The organism is Enterorhabdus sp. P55, assembly GCF_009911695.1.
Taxonomy (GTDB): Bacteria; Actinomycetota; Coriobacteriia; order Coriobacteriales; family Eggerthellaceae; genus Enterorhabdus.
This window is the reverse complement of record NZ_QWKK01000045.1, coordinates 1-19,005: the sequence shown is the minus strand read 5'-3', so window position 1 is coordinate 19,005 and position 19,005 is coordinate 1. Positions and strand designations below refer to the sequence as shown.

General features: G+C 65.8%; 12 protein-coding genes and 1 tRNA gene. 1 reads left to right on the top strand and 12 read right to left on the bottom strand.

Annotated features, from left to right (window positions below; all coding sequences use genetic code 11):
- From D1643_RS06045 to D1643_RS06025, 5 genes are all read right to left on the bottom strand, one after another.
- Positions 1–4,020 (bottom strand): MBG domain-containing protein (locus D1643_RS06045; protein WP_201750995.1); only part of this gene is annotated, 4,020 nt, incomplete at its 3' end.
- A 347-nt stretch (positions 4,021–4,367) separates the two neighbouring features.
- Positions 4,368–6,110: a hypothetical protein gene (locus tag D1643_RS06040; protein WP_160709642.1), complete on the bottom strand. Its 1,743-nt coding sequence runs from the start codon at positions 6,108–6,110 to the stop codon at positions 4,368–4,370.
- Positions 6,103–6,939 carry an ABC transporter ATP-binding protein gene (locus D1643_RS06035; protein ID WP_160709640.1) on the bottom strand — a complete coding sequence of 279 codons (837 nt, stop codon included), beginning with the start codon at positions 6,937–6,939 and terminating at the stop codon, positions 6,103–6,105. Before D1643_RS06035 ends, D1643_RS06040 begins: the two co-directional genes overlap by 8 nt.
- Before the next feature lie 514 nt (positions 6,940–7,453).
- On the bottom strand, positions 7,454–8,167 hold the full coding sequence (locus D1643_RS06030; RefSeq protein ID WP_160709638.1) for a LytTR family DNA-binding domain-containing protein: 714 nt from the start codon (positions 8,165–8,167) through the stop codon (positions 7,454–7,456).
- A gap of 849 nt (positions 8,168–9,016) precedes the next feature.
- A complete protein-coding gene (locus D1643_RS06025) occupies positions 9,017–10,423 on the bottom strand; it encodes a Sapep family Mn(2+)-dependent dipeptidase (protein ID WP_160709636.1) in 1,407 nt (468 codons plus the stop codon).
- A 325-nt stretch (positions 10,424–10,748) separates the two neighbouring features.
- On the opposite strand from D1643_RS06025, the gene D1643_RS06020 reads away from it, so the two are divergent.
- Positions 10,749–10,832, top strand: a tRNA-Leu gene (locus D1643_RS06020).
- Between the two features lie 406 nt (positions 10,833–11,238).
- Here D1643_RS06020 and D1643_RS06015 read toward each other — a convergent pair.
- The 7 genes from D1643_RS06015 to D1643_RS05985 form a co-directional block, all read right to left on the bottom strand.
- On the bottom strand, positions 11,239–12,186 hold the full coding sequence (locus D1643_RS06015) for an aldolase (protein WP_160709634.1): 948 nt from the start codon (positions 12,184–12,186) through the stop codon (positions 11,239–11,241).
- Between the two features lie 350 nt (positions 12,187–12,536).
- The gene (locus D1643_RS06010) at positions 12,537–13,295 is read right to left on the bottom strand and encodes a TVP38/TMEM64 family protein (protein WP_160709632.1); all 759 of its coding nucleotides are present in this window, start codon (positions 13,293–13,295) and stop codon (positions 12,537–12,539) included.
- Positions 13,292–14,440 carry a PRC-barrel domain protein gene (locus D1643_RS06005; RefSeq protein ID WP_201750993.1) on the bottom strand — a complete coding sequence of 383 codons (1,149 nt, stop codon included), beginning with the start codon at positions 14,438–14,440 and terminating at the stop codon, positions 13,292–13,294. The genes D1643_RS06010 and D1643_RS06005 overlap by 4 nt, the downstream gene beginning before the upstream one ends.
- A 117-nt stretch (positions 14,441–14,557) precedes the next feature.
- Positions 14,558–15,148, bottom strand: coding sequence for a YtxH domain-containing protein (locus tag D1643_RS06000; protein ID WP_160709630.1), 591 nt, complete (start codon positions 15,146–15,148; stop codon positions 14,558–14,560).
- A 755-nt stretch (positions 15,149–15,903) separates the two neighbouring features.
- A complete protein-coding gene (locus tag D1643_RS12230; protein WP_160709628.1) occupies positions 15,904–16,902 on the bottom strand; it encodes a D-alanine--D-alanine ligase in 999 nt (332 codons plus the stop codon).
- Between the two features lie 161 nt (positions 16,903–17,063).
- Entirely contained in the window at positions 17,064–18,404 is a 1,341-nt protein-coding gene (locus D1643_RS05990; protein ID WP_160709626.1) for a PLP-dependent aminotransferase family protein, read from the bottom strand.
- A gap of 7 nt (positions 18,405–18,411) precedes the next feature.
- The coding region (locus D1643_RS05985; protein WP_236643413.1) for a hypothetical protein at positions 18,412–19,005 on the bottom strand (594 nt) is incomplete at its 5' end.

Here is a 19,005-nt window from a genome sequence, read left to right as displayed (position 1 = left end):
AGCGGCCGGAGCCGGACCGGCGGCAGCGGGGGCTGCGGGGGCCGGAGCGGCCGGCACCGGGGCCGGGGCCGGCGTCGGCGTGGTGGGCGTGGTGGGGGTAGTCGGGGTGGTGGGCACCGTCGGGCCGGTCGGCGGCGTGACGGGCGCCGTCGGATCAGTCGGCGTCGTCGGGTCGGTCGGCGTCGTGGGATCGGTCGGCACCGGCGGCACCACCGGGGCGGCCGAGATGGTGAGTGTGCCCGGCACGTAGGTCACCTCGTAGTTGCCCTGGATGGCAGCGCCCGTAGGTACGACGGCGTACGTACCGGCGTCCTCGCCGGCCTCGCGAGTCATCGTGTAGTTAATAAGGTCAGCCGACTCGCCGTTGACGAGCCCGCTCACCTCAGCGGCAAACGTCGGATCAGCCTCGCCGGCAACCTTAGCGGCGTCACCCGCGGTCACCACGACGGGAGCCGGGTTGACGGTGAGAGTCGCACGGACAACCGGCGTGTCATCGTAGTTGGGGTTGGTGGCCATCACGTACACGTCATAGCTACCCGCATCAGTGAACTCAGGGGCCTCGTCGGTAAAATTCTCGCCATCCACGGAATAGAGGAGGGTGGAACCCGGACGAGCGGCCTCAGCCTCGACGGCAGCCGGCAGACCGTCGTACACCTTGGTCAGGCCCTCGGCGCCGGCAATGTTATCGACCGTCACCACGTTGCCGTCAGCAGGAACGATGGTGAACACGGCCTGCTCATACGTCACGGAGTAGTTGCCCTGGACAGCCTCGCCCGCAACGACAATGGCGTACTCACCCACGTCTTCACCGGCTTCACGAGCCACCGTATAGTCGATCGCATCGTCGCCGAGCAACCCATCGGCAGAGGCCGTCAACTCAGGGTCGTCGGCACCGAAAAGCTTGGCACCATCGTTGGCGGACACGACTACCGGACGCGGGGTGATAGTAACCGAACTATCAACCTTGAAGGTCTCGGTGCCGCGAGTAACCGTAACCGAGACCGTCTTGGCTCCATCAGTCACATTGCGGACATTTTCTGAGAATTCGACCTTGTCGCCCTCGATGGTTCCGGCAATCCTCGGATAGTGAACGCTTCCGTCATAGACGCCCACATAAGGCTCGACCGCAATGCCCGAGAAGTCCGCCTTCCACGAGCCCTTGATGGTTACGTCGTTGGACGGCATGGTGAATTCGCCCTGAGGATTCCAGCCGGAGAATATCCAGCCGGGGGCAGTGGCATCAGGAGCCACCGTCACAAAGTCTTCATACTGCACCCACCGGTCCGCCGGTCGCGCGGTAGCCCCAGCCGGAGCAGTGCCATAATCGTAGGTCAGGATATACGATTCGCGATCATAGTAGACCTTCAGGATTAAAGAGCCGTCGGCGGCGATGTTGCCCGAGAGGCTCATATCCTCCGCGTCAAGACTTAGATAGAACCCGGGAAACTCCTTGATAGGCGCCTTGACGCCTTCACCAGTCGTACCTGAGAGAGAAAGAGTTTCGTCCTCAAGCAGCGTATAGCCGGCGGCGCCAAGCCCACGCTTGTAGTACTCGACCCTATAGGGCGTATCGCTGTTTGCCACATAGTAGACGTTGACCTCGTGAATGACCTCGTCGGTCGCCGCCCCGGCAAGAACGGTGTAGGCTAGCGAGGCCGCAGTCTCGACATAATGGTAGCCAGCGAACTTGTCGGTGACATTGGGCTCAACCTCGACAGTGAGATCCTCTCCAATCCAGCCAGCAGCCACCTTCACACCGTCAACGGCGTCGGGAACCGTCTTGGCTTTGGCAGCCTCAAGGGTTTCGCCGTAGAAGTAGCGCACCTGTGCAGAAACGGTGTGCTCTGATGCATCGTCCTTGTCGTAGGTCAAGGTGACTACACTGCCATCCTTAACCTGTTCATCGGCAGTATTCGCACCTGTGATCGCAACAAACTTATAGCCGACGTAGGTCTTCGGCTCCAGGGATCCTTCCACAACATCAACCATAGCTGGCTCATCATTGATCCAGGTGGTGCCCGTATAGGTCTTGGTGTCAGCCACCCGCTCCTCGCCAGCCACGACGTGTTTAACCGTGTACTTGGTCTCCTTCGTCTGGCCGAGATCCTTCACGTACTCGAAGGTGATCTCATTGCCATCCTCAGGCCCGTAGCCGGCCGTCACGGGCTTCACCGTCACAGGACTAGCTGGCTTATATCCGCTGATCTCGACGGGCGTTTCAAAGAAGGTTTTGCCGAACCCGCGCGCATCAACCCGCTTGGGGTCAGCCAGCACATTGCTGGTGCCCTCCTCTACGTAGTTCACCACGTAGAAGGCATCCTGGCAGGGAGCGAATTGAGCCCAGAAGCTACCGCCCGCGTACGGAGCAGCCTGCGCCGGGACAAAACTAGGCTCAGTCGAAACCTGCGTGGTCAAAAGCTTGTCGCTGAACCAGCCGACAAACTCGTAATGATCCTCAGCGGTAGCCGTAGAGCCCTTCAGAGACGCAGTAGAGTTGGCGAGGATGCTCTCCTGACTGAGAGAAACGCTCCCCCACTCCTCGTTGTTCGAACGGTAAGAATACGTCACCTCTGCCACATACCGACCGTAGAAGTCGACACTCGCGTCAACCGTACCCTCAGCAAAGTCCACCTTCTGAGTGCACTCCCGATCGAAATACCAGCCGTCGAAGCGATACGTGACACCGGCCTCTTCCTTGGTCAACGGAACCGAGTTCTCTGCAGGAATCCTGACGGACGAAAGAGCGGAACCCTTCTTGTACAGGGCGCTTGCGCCCTCGACGGGCTCAAAGACGGAGCTACCCGGATTCTGCACGTTAAACGAAACCTGTACCTTCTGAGCGCTATTGATAACCAGATGGCCATCAATGTGCCAGGAGGGTTCCGTCGTCAAAGACACGTCGGTACCGTTCTCGCCGTCCCATCGGTGACTATTGTTGGCACCGTTCGAGACGAGCGCCTTATCCCACACTATATGGAAAGAATTCTCCTTCGTCCCCTCCGGATCATAGCTATAACGAACATTGTCTATCGTGATGGTCTTGTTATTGAAATAGGTCGGCGCCTTTTTAACGCGGCTGGCAACGTCTCCTTCCAGCTTCGCGCCCTTACTGACAGCAGGCAGAGAGGCCGTGCCCTCCCCGGCATACAGCCAGTTACCCGGCACGTGTTTTCCCTCTTCAATCACCGCACCGGGATACTGAAGATAGAAATACGCAGTCTGGGTGCTCTCAACCGAGGCAGACGGCTGGTCAGCGTAGGGATCCTGCGGCTCGTCCACAACCTCGGGGGTCGCAGGCTCCTCGGCCGGGGCCTCGGGCTCCTGGGCCACGGGATCGGCGGTCACGACGATGGTGGCGCCCGTCTCCGCCTTCTCGGCGGCGACGACGTACTCGCCCGCGGCGTTGGGGGCCAGCGTGCACTTGACGCCAGCGGGGCTCAGCAGCTGCACGGACTGGCCGGACAGCTGGAAGCCCTCCTCGGCCGCAACCGTGAACTTCGCGTCCTCGCCGGACGGAACGGTCAGCTCCTGCGCATTCGCCGCAACGGGCTTGCCGTCGTAGGCAATCTCGGCGCCGGTCACCTGCAGCTTGAGGGTCGCGGTGCTGGGCGCCTCATCCTCCGCAGGAGCGGCAGGCGCCTTCGCGGGCTGCTCTGCCTCGGGACGCGGAGCAGGATTCTCCAACGATGCCGTGGTCTTATCGCCAGACGTCTCGGCCACGGGCGCTTCCGCCTCGGGCTGCGCCTCAACCGCGGGCTTTTCCGCCTCGGGCGCGGGCTGAGCCTCGGGAGCCTTCGCCTCGGGCTTCTTTTCAGGCTCCGGGGTCTGCGCAGGCTCCTGCTCGGGGGCCTTCTTGTCGCTCACCTCCGTCACCACGTCCTGAGAGGTCTCCTGTGCCGCGTCTGACGCCCACGCCGTAACGTTGAACGTCGACACAACCAGCAGCGACGCCATGATCACGGAGAGGGCCTTGCCCTCCGCCGTGTTTCTGGCGTCAGCCAACCGACTTAGCACGCTCATGCTGCACCACCACTTCTTCTCCTGGAGCGGCCACGCCGCTCTCCAACACGCTCTTGCTCGTACCTTGGGTCTTCGCGCGCTTGCCGTTCGACACCTCGTGCCACCTCGGTGACAGCGACGCCTAGACGCACCTTGCCTGTTGCGTCCGCGCACTTGGATATGACTATAACTTCTCCACGAATGCACCTGAGAGGGAATAGATGACCGGCACACGCTCATGACGCAAATACACGTCTTGGTAAAAGGAGAATGACGACCAGATTACAGAGCGTTTCGTTCATTACCGTTTTCTCTGCGTTCACCAATTACTGAGGTTTTCAAAGTACTCTGTGGGAGAAAGCTGTGATCTAGTCGCGAAGATCGGTCTTCATCGCCTGACGAGCCAAGAGGAGGGCGGCAAGGCACATCAGCGCGGAACAGAGGAGTTGCACGACAGCGGAAGGCGCGCCCAGCGCAGGCAGCAGGCCTCCCGGCGCGGGCATGAGCAGCGAAGGAACGACCACGCTGGCCGCGGCTCCGACAACCACCATGGCCATGCTGCAGAAAAGCACGATCATCACGGGAGCCGAGCGCTTCACTATCTCGTACTCGCTCGTCCAGTCATAGCGCGGCATGCGTCCGTTGAGGAACGCGCCCAACGCGGCAACGAAAAGCCCCACCGCCGCAGGGACGACCAGGCACGTGACGGCCTCGAGGGCGCCGAGGCGCAGGCCGGCGACGGCCAGCGCGCCTGCCGTCAGACCCGCCGGTACGGCAAGCGCCACGTTCGCCAGCATCTTGGACGCCATGATGACCGCCGGCGACTGCGGGATGGTCTGCATGATCCAGCGAGCCTCGCCCTCCAGCGAAAGCGCCGAGGCGCTGCTTGCCGCCATGGCCAGGCAGAACGCGAGTACCCAGGGGACCAGGGCGCCGATGAGCGGGGCGATGACCGGCTGCAGGTCGGCCGGCGAGGCGCCGGGCAGGTGAACGCCCGATGCGATAAGCCCCGCGACATCCGACCCCGCCACTAGGCACGCTCCGCCCACGATAAGCGCGAGCACAGGGCCGATGGCCGCGTTCATCAGCCAGACGGGCGTGCCAGCCACCGCCCGCAGTTCCTTGAGAACGAGCGCGCGGAGAACCGGCTGACGGCGAAGGGCGGGTGCTGCGGCGCGACGGGCCGAGCCGCCAGCAGCCAGCAGCGAGTTGACGGGCAGCAGAAAGCGCCCGAGCAGCGCGACGATTCCGCTGGCCATGAGCAGCGACACGGCGGCGAACAGGGAGAATGCGCCTGCATCAGCGCGCGCGATGCCGGCGGCAGCCCAGGCGGCCGGCGGCCAGAGCGCACAGGCCCCACCGGAAAGCGCGGCCGCCGCCTGACCGAGGGCGACCCGCTCTTCGCTCGACGCGGAGTCTCCCACACCGAAAGAGAGCGCACTGGCGCTGGCGCCGGCACCGTCCGACCCTGCGGAATCTGCTCCCATGCCTCCGGATAGCACCATCATGGCCACCACCAGCGCTGCGGCCGCGACCACGCCCAAGACGCCCGCCATCACACGACCATGGCGCAGCCGAGAGGACGCGGCCGCCAAGCCAAAGGCCGCCGCGACGGCCACGGCCATAGGCGCGAGCGGTGCGAGCGCAACCGACGCCACAGCCGCAACCCAGCTCCCCGCGCCGATGCCGAGCGCGGGGAGCGCAGCCGCGTACATCGGCGCCATCAGCAGAAACGCCCACAGCAGATTCATCCCGTAGATCGCCGCCAGGCGCGACAGGGCCACCTGCCACAGGGGAACGGGCAGCGAGGCCGTCAGGTCGAAGTCCCGCGCTCCGAAGAGAATGCCGTTCGCCTTGAGGAACGTCACGAGCGCGCCTGAGAGGGAGCCCGCCACCACCGCCAAAGCGGGAACCGCCTCCCCTATGCCCAGCGCCACCAGGCTGGTCCCCATTCCGTACGCGTAGGCTACCACGAAGGCGCCGATCAGCACGAATAGCGCCGCGAGGGCCACCAGCCGGATCCGGTCGGCCCCGCTCCCCGCATGAATGACGCGGTTGATTCCGAACATCCCCAGGAACTGCACCCGCAGCATCGCCCCCAGCTTAGGCACGGCGGCCACCCCCTCGACCCGTACGGCGCGGACGCGAGGCGGCAGGGGCATGCTCGGCAGGGGCCGGGTCAACAGCCGAGGCAGCGCTCCCCGCTAGATCGAGGAACACCTCTTCCAGTCCCCCCTCGCCACACACCTCGGCGGTGGGGCCGCTGCGAACGATGGTGCCGTCGCGAATAATGGCCACCTCGTCGCACAGCTTCTCTACCACTTCCAGCACGTGGCTACTGAAGAAGATGGCCGAGCCACGGCCGACGAGCTCTGCCATGATCTGCTTGAGGTTGTAGGACGCCTGCGGGTCAAGCCCGACGAACGGCTCGTCGAGCACCAGCAGCTTGGGCTCGTGGACGAGCGCGCCCATGAGCACGAGCTTCTGTCGCATGCCATGGGAGTACGCGCTGGCAAGCTCGCCCAGACGATCGGTCATCCCGAGCAGGTCACCGTAACACCGTATGCGCTGATCGCGCACGTCAGACGCCACGTTGAACATGTCGGCCATATAGGCTAGGTACTGCGCGCCGGTGAGGAACCCGTAAACGTCGGGGTTATCGGGAACGTAGGCGGTGAGGGACTTGCACTCGACGGGATGGCTGCGAACCGACAGGCCGGCGATGCGGATATCGCCCGCATCGAAGCTCTGCGCGCCGACTATCGAGCGGATGAGCGTCGTCTTGCCAGCGCCGTTCGGCCCCACGAAGCCGTAGATGCGACGCGGCATGACAGACAGCGATACATCACGTACGGCCAGCTTTTCGCCGTAGGACTTCGAGAAGTCGCACACCTCCAGCATCGGCACCGGACGCTCAGCGGAAACGCTCCTGGCTTTCATAGGCCCTCCTTCGGCTTGTTATTGTTATAGATATACTATAACAGATAGAACAAACAGCGCCAGCGAGGGCGTGAGAAGAAGTTAGCCTCGTGCGCATGTTTCACGTGAAACATTTGTGCGCGAAAAAACGCCCGGCGGAACCGGGCGCTTTTGGGATGTCTGCGGTTGTGCTAGCTGAAAAGCCGCCTGCTGGCCTGCAGGCCACGCGAGCCTACGAGCCTCGCGACCTGCGAACATACGAGACATGCAGCTTGCAGGCGTACGGGCGCGTAGCCTGCGGACGTGTGGCCTGCGGACGTGTGACCTGCAGGCCATGGGGCCTTGCGAGCCTGCGGCCACGCGAGCCTGCGGGCTAGCAGGCTGGCGGACGTGCGGGGCGGCGAACAGGGTTGCGAGCATGCTAGCGGCTCGCAGGACACAGAGTCGCGGGCGTGCAAGATCAGGGGCTCGCGGGCCGCCCAACAGTGCAACGCGGCCGCCAGGCGCAGGCGGCGCAGGGCAAGCGGCGCAGGCGCTAGAGGCCGAGGGCCTTCTTGAGCGCAGAGACGCGTCGACGAGAAACGGGGATCTTCTCCTCCACGCCGTTGAGGGTGAGCAGCAGCGTGCCGCCGGAGACGGACTCGATCTCCTCCACCATGGACAGGTTGACAAGGTAGCCGCGGTGCACGCGGAAGAACCCATGACCATCCAGGCGCTTCTCCAGTTGAGCCAGGCTAACCGTGCTGAAGTAGCGATCAGCATCGGTCTGCAGGTAGGCGTAGTCGTCACGCGCCATGACGAAGCGGATCTTGTCGATGCCGATGAGGATCTTCTTGCCGCCCTTCTCCACCGGGATGCGCTCGGACTTCTGCGCCTGCAGGTGCAGGGCCACCTGCTCGCGCACGCGGGCGATGGCCTGGGCCAGGCGCTCGGTCTCGACCGGCTTCACCAGGTAGTCGATGGCGTTGACCTTGAACGCGTCAAGCGCGTGCTCGCTATAGGCAGTGACGAACACCACCGCAGGCGGGAACTTGAGGTGACGCAGGGCCTCGGCCAGCTGCAGGCCAGTGGCCTCCGGCATGTTCACGTCGAGGAACATGACGTCGCAGGGATACTCCTTGAGCTTCTCGATGGCCTCACGCACGCTCGCCGCCTCGGCCACCACATCCACGCCGCCGACTTCGTTCAGGAGGAATCGCAGCTCGGAGCGCGCGGGCGCCTCGTCATCAACGATGATGGCTTTAAGCACGATTGCCTCCAAACTCGAGAAACGAACCAGTTATTCCGCCCTATTATATAGCACCCGCGCATGGTTGCCGCCGGAAGCGGCGAATTCTCCGCCGAGTTTCGCGGGCCCCGCGTTTTCCCCGATAGCGACAATCAACGCATCCGGGCGTAGCGCCTGCGACGCAAGCGTGGGCGAATGTTTCACGTGAAACACTCGCCCACGGGAAGAGGGCGCCTGGGCAAGCGCCCGCCCGAGCAGACATCCGCCGCGCAGGGCGAGCGCCGCAAGACGCACAGCCGCTCGCGCGACCCGCCATGCGTCTCGTGCGAGACGAGCGAATGGGGCATGCGCCCGCATCCGCCCCCCCCCGCGCGTCCGTCCGCAACCCGCACGCTCCAGCGCCAGCACGTCGCAGCACGCAGTCCGGACGCTCATCCGCGTCTGCCTGCGAGCCAGAGCCCCTTGCGGACGACTTGCCTGCCCGCACCCGCATCTGCCCGCGATCCTACCGGGAGCCGCGCCGCCGTCCGCTGTCCGCACGCCCCCGCCTGAGCGAAGGTGGGCCGTCCACGAGATCGCACGCCTGCCCGCAGTCTCGCCGGGAGCCTGCGCGGCCCGCCCAGGGGAGCCGCGCGCCGGCTAGCGCCGTGCGGAAGCGGCTCACCCATCCGCGCACGCCTCCCTCGCCTGGGCGAAGGCCAACGGCTCGCACGCCCCGCCCGCCGTCCGCATGCCTGCGCCCAAGGTGAAGGCCAGCCGTCCGCAGCCTCACACACGTCTACCCACAGCCCCACCGGGAGCCGCACGCCCCGCCTGCTGTCCGCATCTGCGGGCGCGGGGCTGCGCCTCCTGCTTCCGCGCTCGGCTCCGCTACAGTTTGATGGCGTTCAGCTTGTCGAGGGCCAGGGCGTATACCTTCAGGGCCGTCTTCAGATCCTCTTCGCTGATGCCCTCGTCGGGGCCGTGCATGCCGCCTACCCAGTCGGGCTGCTTCTGCCAGGTGCGCTCGGGACCGAAGCTGGCGCCGCTCGTGAACTCGCGCGCGTAGGTGCCGCCGCCTATGGTGAAGGGCTGACGCTCCTCGTCGCCCGTGACCTCGCGATACGCACCCAGCAGCGCCTGGATCTGCGGGGATTCCGGCTTCACCAGGAACGGATCCATCAGCAGCGTGTTCTCGAAGGTGGCGCCGATGGGGTCGGTGAGCGAGGTGACGGCCTTCGTGATGCCCTCGGGCGTGGTGGACGTGGGCCAGCGGCTGTCCATGGTCTGCACGATGCGTCCGTCCTCAAGCGCGATGGTGCCGCCGATGACGGTCAGCGGGCCGAAGTACTCGTCCGAGCAGGCCAGCCCCACGCCGGAGCCATCCGTGTGACCGAGCAGCTTCTGATCGAACTCCAGGAAGGCGCGCTCGTCGGCGCTGCACAGGCCATTCGCCAGCAGGTAGTCCACAAGCACCCCGATGGCGTTGACGCCGGTCTCCGGCGTGGCAGCGTGGGCGCTCTTCCCCACAGCCTCGATGCGCGCAAGCCCGTCGCCCTCCGGCGTGACGGTGATGCGCTCGGCAGCGGGCAGCTCCGCCGCGTCCGCGCGTACGAGAGCGCTTGCGGTTCCGGGCACGGCGTTAGTGGCCGCGCCGCCCGTCAGTTCGACGATCACCCTGCCGTCAAGGGGCTTGCTGGTGATAGTGGCGTCGAAGCCGCCCTTCTCGCCGTAACACACGGGGAACTCGGCATCGGGCGTGAACAGAAACGCCGGATCAGCGTAGCGCTCGCGGTAATAGGGCACGTCACCCATTCCCGTCTCCTCGTTCACGCCGAACAGGAAGCGCGTGGTGTAGGGGAACGTGACACCCAGGTCCTTCCAGAACTTGAGCGCCCACAGCGTGACCACCACCGGGCCCTTGTCGTCCAGCGTTCCGCGGCCCATGAGGTAGCCGTCCTTGAGCGTGACGGTGAAGGGGTCGAAGTGCCAGCCAGGGCCCGCCGGCACCACATCGACGTGGCCGATGATGCCCACCTGCGTATCGGTCGCGCCCTTGAAGTCGGCGAATCCCATATAGCCGTCGACGTCGGTGGTCTCGAAGCCCATGCGGTCGGCGATGGCGAGAATCTGCGACAGCGCCGCGCGCGGGCCGGGGCCGAAGGGAGCGCCCGGGGCAGCCTCGTCCAGCTCCTCGAAGCTGGGAACCTCCACCATGCGGGCTATGTCGTCGACGATCTCCTCCCAATGCTCGTCGATGTACTGATCGATGGCCTTGTTGAAAACCTGTGCGTCCATGGGACATCCTTCCGCTCGATTTCCTGCAGATCCGACCGCGCGCCAGCGCCCAAAGGCGCGATCGCAGCACGACCGTCGCAAGCTTATAGCTGGTCACCATTATCGAGCGCCCGGCCAAAACAAGAAGGATGAGCGCGCGATTGTTGCCCAGTCGTCGCGCTATCCGCGCGCAAGGGCGCCGTGCAAGCGGAATACGAGCAGGCTGCGGGGCACGGCCGAGAAGCAGGACGGCAGAGCAAGGACGGCGAGACATCGGACGAGGCTCAGCCATCGGATCGGAGGACGCTCGACGGTGCATCCGGTTTCCGGTATACTGCCGTCCTGCGCCCGGATGGCGGAATGGCAGACGCGGCGGTCTCAAAAACCGCTACCGAAAGGTGTGCGGGTTCGACTCCCGCTCCGGGCACCATCTTTTCGATAGCCCTGCAAACAGCAAAGCACCCCCTATCGCAGCACCCCTCGCGGGAATCGGGTCGACGAGGCGGAAGCGCGCCGGTAGCGCGTTTTCAACGCTTCGCCCGGCCGAGCTTGCGAGGGAGGGGCTAGCGCCCACCGAAGGCGGGTGCGGGGATCCCGCTCCGGGCGCCATCTTTTCTTCGCCTCCCAGAGAGCACGAGCCCCCGTCGCGACCCCTTGCGGGAATCGCGCCGATGGAGCCAAGACACCTCCCGACAGCCTTCGCCACCCCCGCCCCCCCCGGCGCGCTCGCGGCTCGCCTTCGCCCAGCGAGCGTTTCACGTGAAACACCCCTCTGACAAAAAGAAACGGCCGCCCCGGTTTCGGGACGGCCGCCTTCGCATCGCAAGCCTTGGGCGCTAGATCATCTCGAGGGAGAAGTCCTTTTCGCCGTTGAACACAGCCAGCGCGTCGGCCACGGAGTAGTCGGCCAGCGTGATGGCGCTGATGGCCTTGGTCAGGCGCACCGCCTCATCGAGCGAGCGCTGATGAATGTTACGGCCCGTGGCGTTGCCGCAGGCGCCGCCGATGTGGATCTGGTCATGCAGCTGCGTGAGGAAGGTCTCGGCGTCCACCGTCGAGCCACCCGCGCACACCAGGCCAGTGCGGCCAGCCGCCATCGCGGCGATCTTCAGGGCCTCGGCCGGAGTACGGCCGTCTTCGGGCTTAGGCGGGTTCACCTTCACGAAGTCGGCGCCCAGACACAGGGCCACGCCCGCAGCACCGGCGATGAGGTCGGGGTCCTTCTCGGCGGTGACGGCCTTGCCGCGCGGGTAGATCCACAGCACGACGAGCAGGCCGTTCGCGTGGGCCTGCGCGATGAGCTCGCCCGCCTCGGACATCATGGTGGCCTCGTACTCGCTGCCCAGGTAGATGGTGTAGCCCAGGCCCACGATGTTCACGCCGGCGTCGCGCATGGCCAGCACCGCGTCAAGGTCGGTCAGCTGCGGGGAGTAGGGGTCGTCCTGCTTGACGCCCACCAGGTTGGTCTTGGAGTTCATCTTGATAAGGTAGTTGATCTCCGGGTAGTCGTTCGCGTACTGCGCGACCAGGCCGCGCTGGCCGGCGAGCACGCCGCAGACGCCCTCGTCACCGATCTTGAACAGGTGCTCGGGCTCGGCGTCGGCAAGGTCGATGCCCTCGCCGTAGAAGTCCTTGTTCAGGTGCTCGACCTTCTGGTCGCAGGCAAACAGCATGAGACGGCCAGTTCCACGCGTGGCCTTCATATAGTTCTCGACGTAGGTGTCACGCATGTCCGGCATGACGTCGGCCGGGACACGAACCTGATCACGGGTGATCTTGGGCATGGTGATCCTCCTTCAAGGATTCTCGGATGCGGCGCCGCGGCCGCCCTCAGTCGGGTGCATCAGCGCCATTCAGCCCGTCTATTGTATCGAAAGCGAAACGCCCGCCGCCGCCCATCAAGGAAAATCTACCGACGCGCTTCCGCCGATGGGCGCCAGTGCCACTTTTTGGGATTGGAATGGCACTGATTGGCAGTTTGGTACGGTTCAGGATGTCCTCAGAGGCCACCACGCCAGCAAAACCCCAGGTCGCGTTTTCGACTCGCCGCGGATAAGGCACAAAACAAGCCCCACGGGCGCTCTGGACCGTACCAAACTGCCAATCAGTGCCACCGCAGAGCGAAAAACTGGCTCTACTTCTTGGAGGTGTGCTTCTCCAGCGCCTTCATGATGCGGTCGTAGAAGACGATGGCCACCACGGCGATGGCGGCAGCAACCAAGAAGATGAGGATGCTCTCGCCGATCCGACCCTCCACCAGGCCAGAGGCTGCATACGTGGACACGATGATGCCGGGGATGCGCGCCACGTTGGACGCAATGAGGAAGGTTTTAAGGGGCATCGAGGTCAACGGCACCAGGTAGGTGAACACGTCCTTGGGCATACCGGGGATGAGAAACAGGATGAACACTACCGTGGTCAGCTTGCCGGATTGCTCGAAGGCCTCGAACTTGCCCATGTACTTCTCGGGCACCATGGCGCGCACGAACGGCGCGCCCAGCTTGTTCACCAGGAGGAAGATGAACGCGCTGGAGACGACGCAGCCCAGCCAGATGATGAGCGCGCCCACCCACGGGCCGTAGATCATGCCAGCAGCCACCTGCACCACCTCGCCGGGGATGAAGGCTACTACTATCTGGAGGAACTGGATGGCAAGCACGAGCAGGAAGCCCACGGCGCCGGCCTCGCGGATGTCGTGGAGCATGCGCTCGAGCCCGCCAGGCTCGAACAGCTCACCGATGTAGGGCCACACAAGCACCACGATGATCACCATGACGGCGAAGAACGCGATGAGCCCCGCGAACTTGAAGATGTTGGCCGAGTCCATGGGATGCCCGTGGACGGTGGTCTGCTTGTGCTGCTGGGGCTTATCAGATTGCGTGTCTTTGGTCATTTGCGGGCCTTATCGTATTCTTCCTTGAACGCGTCGAACATGCCGCCGGCCTTCTTGAGGTGCGAGCCTACGGCGCGGGCCGCGTCCTCAGCCGCGCTCGAGGATGGGCGCGCTGCCGTCGCGCGCGATGCGGGCGGAGCGTCGGGGTCGTCCACCTCGGCAGGATCGATGACGTTTCCGTCCTCGTCGACGTAGACGACTTCCAGCTCATCTTCGCCGATGACGTTTCCGTCTTCATCCACATACACGTATTCGACATCATCATTAAGGCAATCTTCAAGATTGGCGGAGGCGGCGCTTTCGGCAGAAGCGGGGGTGTCTGCGAGGGCGGGGGCGGGGGCCTTTCCGGCCGCCTTGTCGTACTCGTCCTTGAAGCCGGCGAACATGCCCTTCGCACGGCTGATCTGGCGGCCGGTGGCGTAGGCGCCCTTGCTCACGGCGGCCCCCGCAGCAGCGGCAGCCTCCCCCACCATGGGCTTGGCGGCATCGAGGGCGCTCTGCGCCTTGTCGGCCACCACGGCCGTGGCCTCGCCTGCCTTCTCGGCCAGGCCGCCTTCCGCGGCCAGGCCCTTCACGGCGTCGTCAACCAGGATGGCGCCGCGGATGGTCTCCTCCTCGGTGTCCGCCACGTTGAGCGCCGCGCCCATCCCGCGCTTGAAGCCGCGAATGAGGTCGGCCGGCACCTGACGGCGGCCGAGCAGCGTGTTGGCGGCAGCGCCTGCCGTGACCTCCAGCGTGCGCACCGCACCGGTCTGGGCGTCGAACACCACATCGCCCACCAGGCCGAAGTCCGTGCCATCCTGGCACATCACCGGCAGGCCCACCCACAGGACGCAGTCGTCCCAGCTGATGCCCAGGGCCTTGCAGGCGTCCTTGTCGGTAGCCGCCGGGTCGTCGTGCACCACGATGCGCCCGTCCACGAAGTCGTAGCCGTCATAGGCCACGAACACGTCCCTGCGATGGAACATGAGCGCCGCGTCCGGGCGCTTCACCAGGAAACCGACGCAGCGCTTCTCCTTGGGATGGAACACGCAGGCGCGCACCTTCCCCAGGCGGCGCGTGGCCTCCGGATCCTTCTTGCTCTTCTTGGCAGTCAGCACGCGCAGGCCCGTGAGTTCTTTAGTGCTGATCAGGTGGTCAGCCATAGTGCTCCTTCTGGCTTGGTCGTAGAAGCAGGAACGGCCGGGCGCTCCCTCGCGGGGATGCCCGGCCGTCTCTCGATGCGGGAAGGGGATGCCGCAGCATCCCGAGGCAGATGGTGGCTACTGGGCGTCGCGCGCGGCGTCCTGGGCGACATCGGCCACCTGGGCGGCGGTATCCTGCGCGGCACCGGCAGCCTGGTCGATGACGCTCTCGGCCTTCTCGGCGGCCACGGGGATCTCGGCGGCCACGGTAGCGGAGGTCTCCTCGGCGTTCTTGGCCACCTGGGCGGCAATGCGCTGACGCGCGGCGTCGATCTTCTCGCGCAGCTCGTCGTTCTTCTCGGAGAAGACGGGCTTCATGTTGCCGGCGGCCTCCTGCACCTTGGCGCTGGCAGCCTCGTAGACGCTCTGGCCCTTGGTGGCGACCTCATTGGCGATGGCCTGGCCCTTCTCGGCCACGTCGCTAGCAATGGCCTGGCCCTTGGCCGTCACGTCGGCGACGACCTCCTGGCCCTTGGCAGCAGCCTGCTGGTAGACCTGCTGGGCGTTGGCGCCTGCCTGGGTGCCCCACTCCTGGGCCTCGCCCCAGACGCTGTTGGCCTTGTCGGCCACCATGGCGCGGGTCTCCTCGCCGGAACGCGGCGCGCACAGCAGCGCGGCGATGGCACCCACCAGGCCGCCAAAGACGAACACTCCGAACTTATTGGCCATAACTGCCTCCTAAATCGTGCTGATCGGTGCGCCCCATTATAGGCCAGCTACCTCGGCCTCTTGCAGAAAACACGATGCTTCTATGTTTTATGTTGCCCATTCGTCATCGCATGCTAAATGATGAGTGATAGGGTAATGAATTGTTTCACGTGAAACACTTTGGCGCGATGACGCGCGGGGGAGACGGGCGGCGGGTGATCGCGCGGAGACGGGAAGCCCCGGAACGCGGGCACGAGGTGGCGGGCGACTGCAGGGGGGGGGCGCAGGGCGACAGGTGGCCGCGGGGTGGCGGACGGCCGCGGGCGAAAAGCGTGAACTCGGGGCGGCGGGCTCCTCCCGTTACGCGGGTAGACGCTCACCGTGGCGTCCTGCGCATCGGGCCCCGACAACCTCCTCCACGGGGCACCCCTCGCAGCTCCGCCTCCTCGGCTCCTCTCCAAATAGCAGTCCCCCCGCGTACCGAAGGCATGCGAAGGCGCTGGGAAACCGCGCTGCGAGCCCGCAGACACCGGGCACCGCAGGCAGGGACGGGGCAGGCAGCTCTACGCGCGCGGGCAGGGCGCCGCAAAAGACCCTGCACGGGCAGACGTCGCACGCGGGCGGCGCAGCATGGGCGGGCACCGCGGGCAGAGATGGGACGAGCGCTCCTGCCTGCGCGGGCGGGGCGTCGCACGCGGGCACAAGCGCCCCGGGCGGCGCGACCAGACGGCGCACCCCGGCACCGGGGCATCTCGACGAACGCTGGACGCGGAGCGCTAGAACGCCGTGCGACCCTCGGCGGCGGTCACCAGGGCGTCCACCACGCCCGTGAGGGTGAGGCCGGCCGCGCGGCAGGCCACGGGGAACAGCGAGTGATCCGTCATGCCGGGCGACACGTCCAGCTCGAAGCAGCGCGCCTGGCTTCCGTCCCAGATCATGTCCACGCGGCCCAAGTCGCGCACGCCATAGGAACGATAGACCTCCAGTGCGGCACGCTCGATCTCGGCGCGGATGGCCTGCGCGTCGGACTCATCGGCTGCGAGCGAGGCCATGCGCACCGGGCAGAAGAACTCCACGCGATCCTCGTGCATACGCGCCTCGGCGTCGAAGAAGCCCTCGCGCGCGACGATCTCCACCGGAGGCAGCGCGTGGGCGTCCCAGCCGGTGCCAAGGATGGCAACGGAGAGCTCCACGCCCTCCACCCACTGCTCGATGTTCACCGCGTCGTCGTAGGACAGCGCGTCAAGCACGGCCTCGCCCAGGTCGTCGGGATTGTCCACACGATGCACGCCGAGCGCCGATCCGCCATGGGCCGGCTTCACGCACACGGGATAGCCGCCGATGACGCGCTCCCCCACCAAGTCGAGCGCGGTGGCCGCGCCCATGCTCTTGAAGGCGTCACGCGCGATGTAGACGCCCTGCGGCCAGCTGGCCACGCCCTCCTCACCCGTGATGTCGCGGTACTTCGCCAGCGAGGAGTGCAGCGAGTCCTTGTTCCACGTGCGATGGCAGACACTTGCCGGCGAGCCTACGAAGGGCAGACCGAGGAACTCGAGCAGGCTCTGGATGGTGCCATCCTCGCCGTGCTTGCCGTGCAGCGCGTTGTACACCACATCCGGACGCTCGCTGCGCAGGGTGGGCACCAGCGCGTCGTTGGTGTCCAGCGGCACCACCTTGTGACCCGCCTCCTCAAGCGCCGCGCATATATTCTTGCCGCTCGCCAGCGAGAACTCACGCTCGAAGGAGTTTCCGCCCATAAGGACCGCTACTTTCACTTCCTGCCTCCTGTTCTTGAATCACGGAAAAACGGGTTCGCGCTGCAAATTCGCACGATTATGCACTCGTATTCCGCGCTCTCAGCTTACCGTGAGGGGCCGCAAGCCCCTGTCCTCATCGCCGACCTGCGGGTTTGCTCCCGCAGGGGCGTCAGATCTTGTCATGCTGGCTGTCCGTCCGGTGCAAAACCGTCCGAATTTGCACGAGACGTCGAATGTTCCGAGGCCTCCGCTCCGTCAGGGGCCTTGATGGCACCCGCGGCGATGAAGATGCGGTAGAGCTCCAGGCGCTCCTCGATCACCTTCGCCAGGCGTCGCACGGCCTCGATGATGTTCTCGGGCGTCTCGTAGCTGAAGTTGATGCGCATGCAGTTGCGGCCGGTCACGCCGTCGGGGAAGAAGCTGTCGCCCGGCACGTAGGTCACACCGGCGTCAAGCGCCGCGCCGAGCATGGAGCCCGTGTCCACGTAGTCAGGCAGCGTGACCCACACGAACAGTCCGCCGTCCGGGTGCGTCCACGTGGCCTCAGGCGGGAAAAACTCGTCGAGCGCACCGAGCATGGCATCGCGGCGCTCGCGATACACGTCGAGAAACTTCTGCAGCGTCTTTTCCCACGGCGTATCGGTGAAGTAGTGCTCCACCACGATCTGGTCGAACGAGCTGCCGCACAGGTCGGTTCCCTGCTTGGCCAGGTTGATGCGGGCGAGCACGTCGCGCGGCGCCACGATCCATCCGGTGCGCAGGCCTGGAGCGAACACCTTGGAGATAGTGCCCAGGTAGATGACGCGGGAATCGAGCGCCTTCAGCGGGATCATGTGGCCGCCGTCGTAGCGCAGGCGGCCGTAGGGGTCGTCCTCCACCACCAGGAAGCCGTATTCGCGGGACAGCTCCAACAGGCGCTTGCGGCGCTCGGGCACCATGGTGACGCCACCGGGGTTCTGGAAGTTGGGGATGACGTAGCAGAACTTGAGGCGCGGGTTGTCCTTGCCGATGCGCTCGAGCTCGGCCTCCAGCAGGTCCATGCGCATGCCCTCGTCGTCGAAGGGAATGCAGCGCACGTCCGGCTCGTAGGCGCTGAACGCCTGAAGCGCGCCCAGGTAGGTGGGACCCTCGGCCAGGATGATGTCGCCCGGGTCGATGAAGGTCTTGGCGATCAGGTCGAGCGCCGACTGCGCGCCCGTGGTGAGCATCACCTCGTCAGGCTTACAGCGCACGCCCAGGTCGCGCATGAGGCCGCAGACCACCTGCCGCGTCTCCAGTCGGCCGTCGGTGCCGCCGTACTGCAGGGCCACGGCGCGCTCGTCCTCCACGGCGGCGCGGGTCGCCTTGCGCACGGCCGAGGCCGGCAGCAGCGACACGTCAGGCATGCCGCCCGAAAGCGAGATGATGTCCGGACGCACTGCGGCCGCGAACAGGTTGCGCACGGCGCTGGGGCGCATCTTTCGGATGCGACCGGCGATCTTGTCACCGGTCTGATCGAAGGTGATGTGTGCTGATGGCATGGTGCGCTCATTCCCTCCCTTCGTCGTTGAGGAACGCCGTGGCGTCGCGGAGGGCCCGCAGCGCCACGAGATCGTCGGTATAGGTTACCTCAACGCGGGCCAGGCCCTCGGCCTCGTTGAGCCATTCGGTCGTACCTACATGGACTGCGTGCGCCGGCGTGGCGTCATCGCGCAGCATGAGGCTGATGACAAGATGCTCGAGCAGGTGAGGAAGGGGCGTGTCGTTCATGACGGCGGAGAACGTGGAGCCCCGGTCGTTCACGCAGGCATGACGGGGAAGGTCAGGAAAGGCCGCGACCACGCGGGCTGCGAGCGCGGCATCCGTCCGTCGAGGCGCGCCCGGCGCCAGCCGCACGAGCACCGAGATCCGATCCGCCCGCACGGCGATGCGCTCAAGGACGAGCAGGGCCGGGGAAGGGAAGACGGCAGGGGCCGAAGGGGCGGGGGCGGCGGCGTCCGATCCGGCAGGGGCGGCGGAGGCGGGAGCCGGGGGGACGGGAGCCGCAGCCGCGACGGGCGCGGGGGCGACGGGGGAGTCCGATCCGGCGGAGGCGGGGGCGGAACCGGCGGCGCCCGAGCGCGGCGGGGCGGGGACGGCGGC

Excerpts from the sequence above, each read along its gene's own strand:
- D1643_RS06035 (WP_160709640.1), bottom strand. The coding sequence starts at position 6,939 with ATGAAAGCCAGGAGCGTTTCCGCTGAGCGTCCGGTGCCGATGCTGGAG.
- D1643_RS06025 (WP_160709636.1), bottom strand. The coding sequence starts at position 10,423 with ATGGACGCACAGGTTTTCAACAAGGCCATCGATCAGTACATCGACGAG.
- D1643_RS06015 (WP_160709634.1), bottom strand. The coding sequence starts at position 12,186 with ATGCCCAAGATCACCCGTGATCAGGTTCGTGTCCCGGCCGACGTCATG.
- D1643_RS06010 (WP_160709632.1), bottom strand. The coding sequence starts at position 13,295 with ATGACCAAAGACACGCAATCTGATAAGCCCCAGCAGCACAAGCAGACC.
- D1643_RS06005 (WP_201750993.1), bottom strand. The coding sequence starts at position 14,440 with ATGGCTGACCACCTGATCAGCACTAAAGAACTCACGGGCCTGCGCGTG.
- D1643_RS06000 (WP_160709630.1), bottom strand. The coding sequence starts at position 15,148 with ATGGCCAATAAGTTCGGAGTGTTCGTCTTTGGCGGCCTGGTGGGTGCC.
- D1643_RS05990 (WP_160709626.1), bottom strand. The coding sequence starts at position 18,404 with ATGCCATCAGCACACATCACCTTCGATCAGACCGGTGACAAGATCGCC.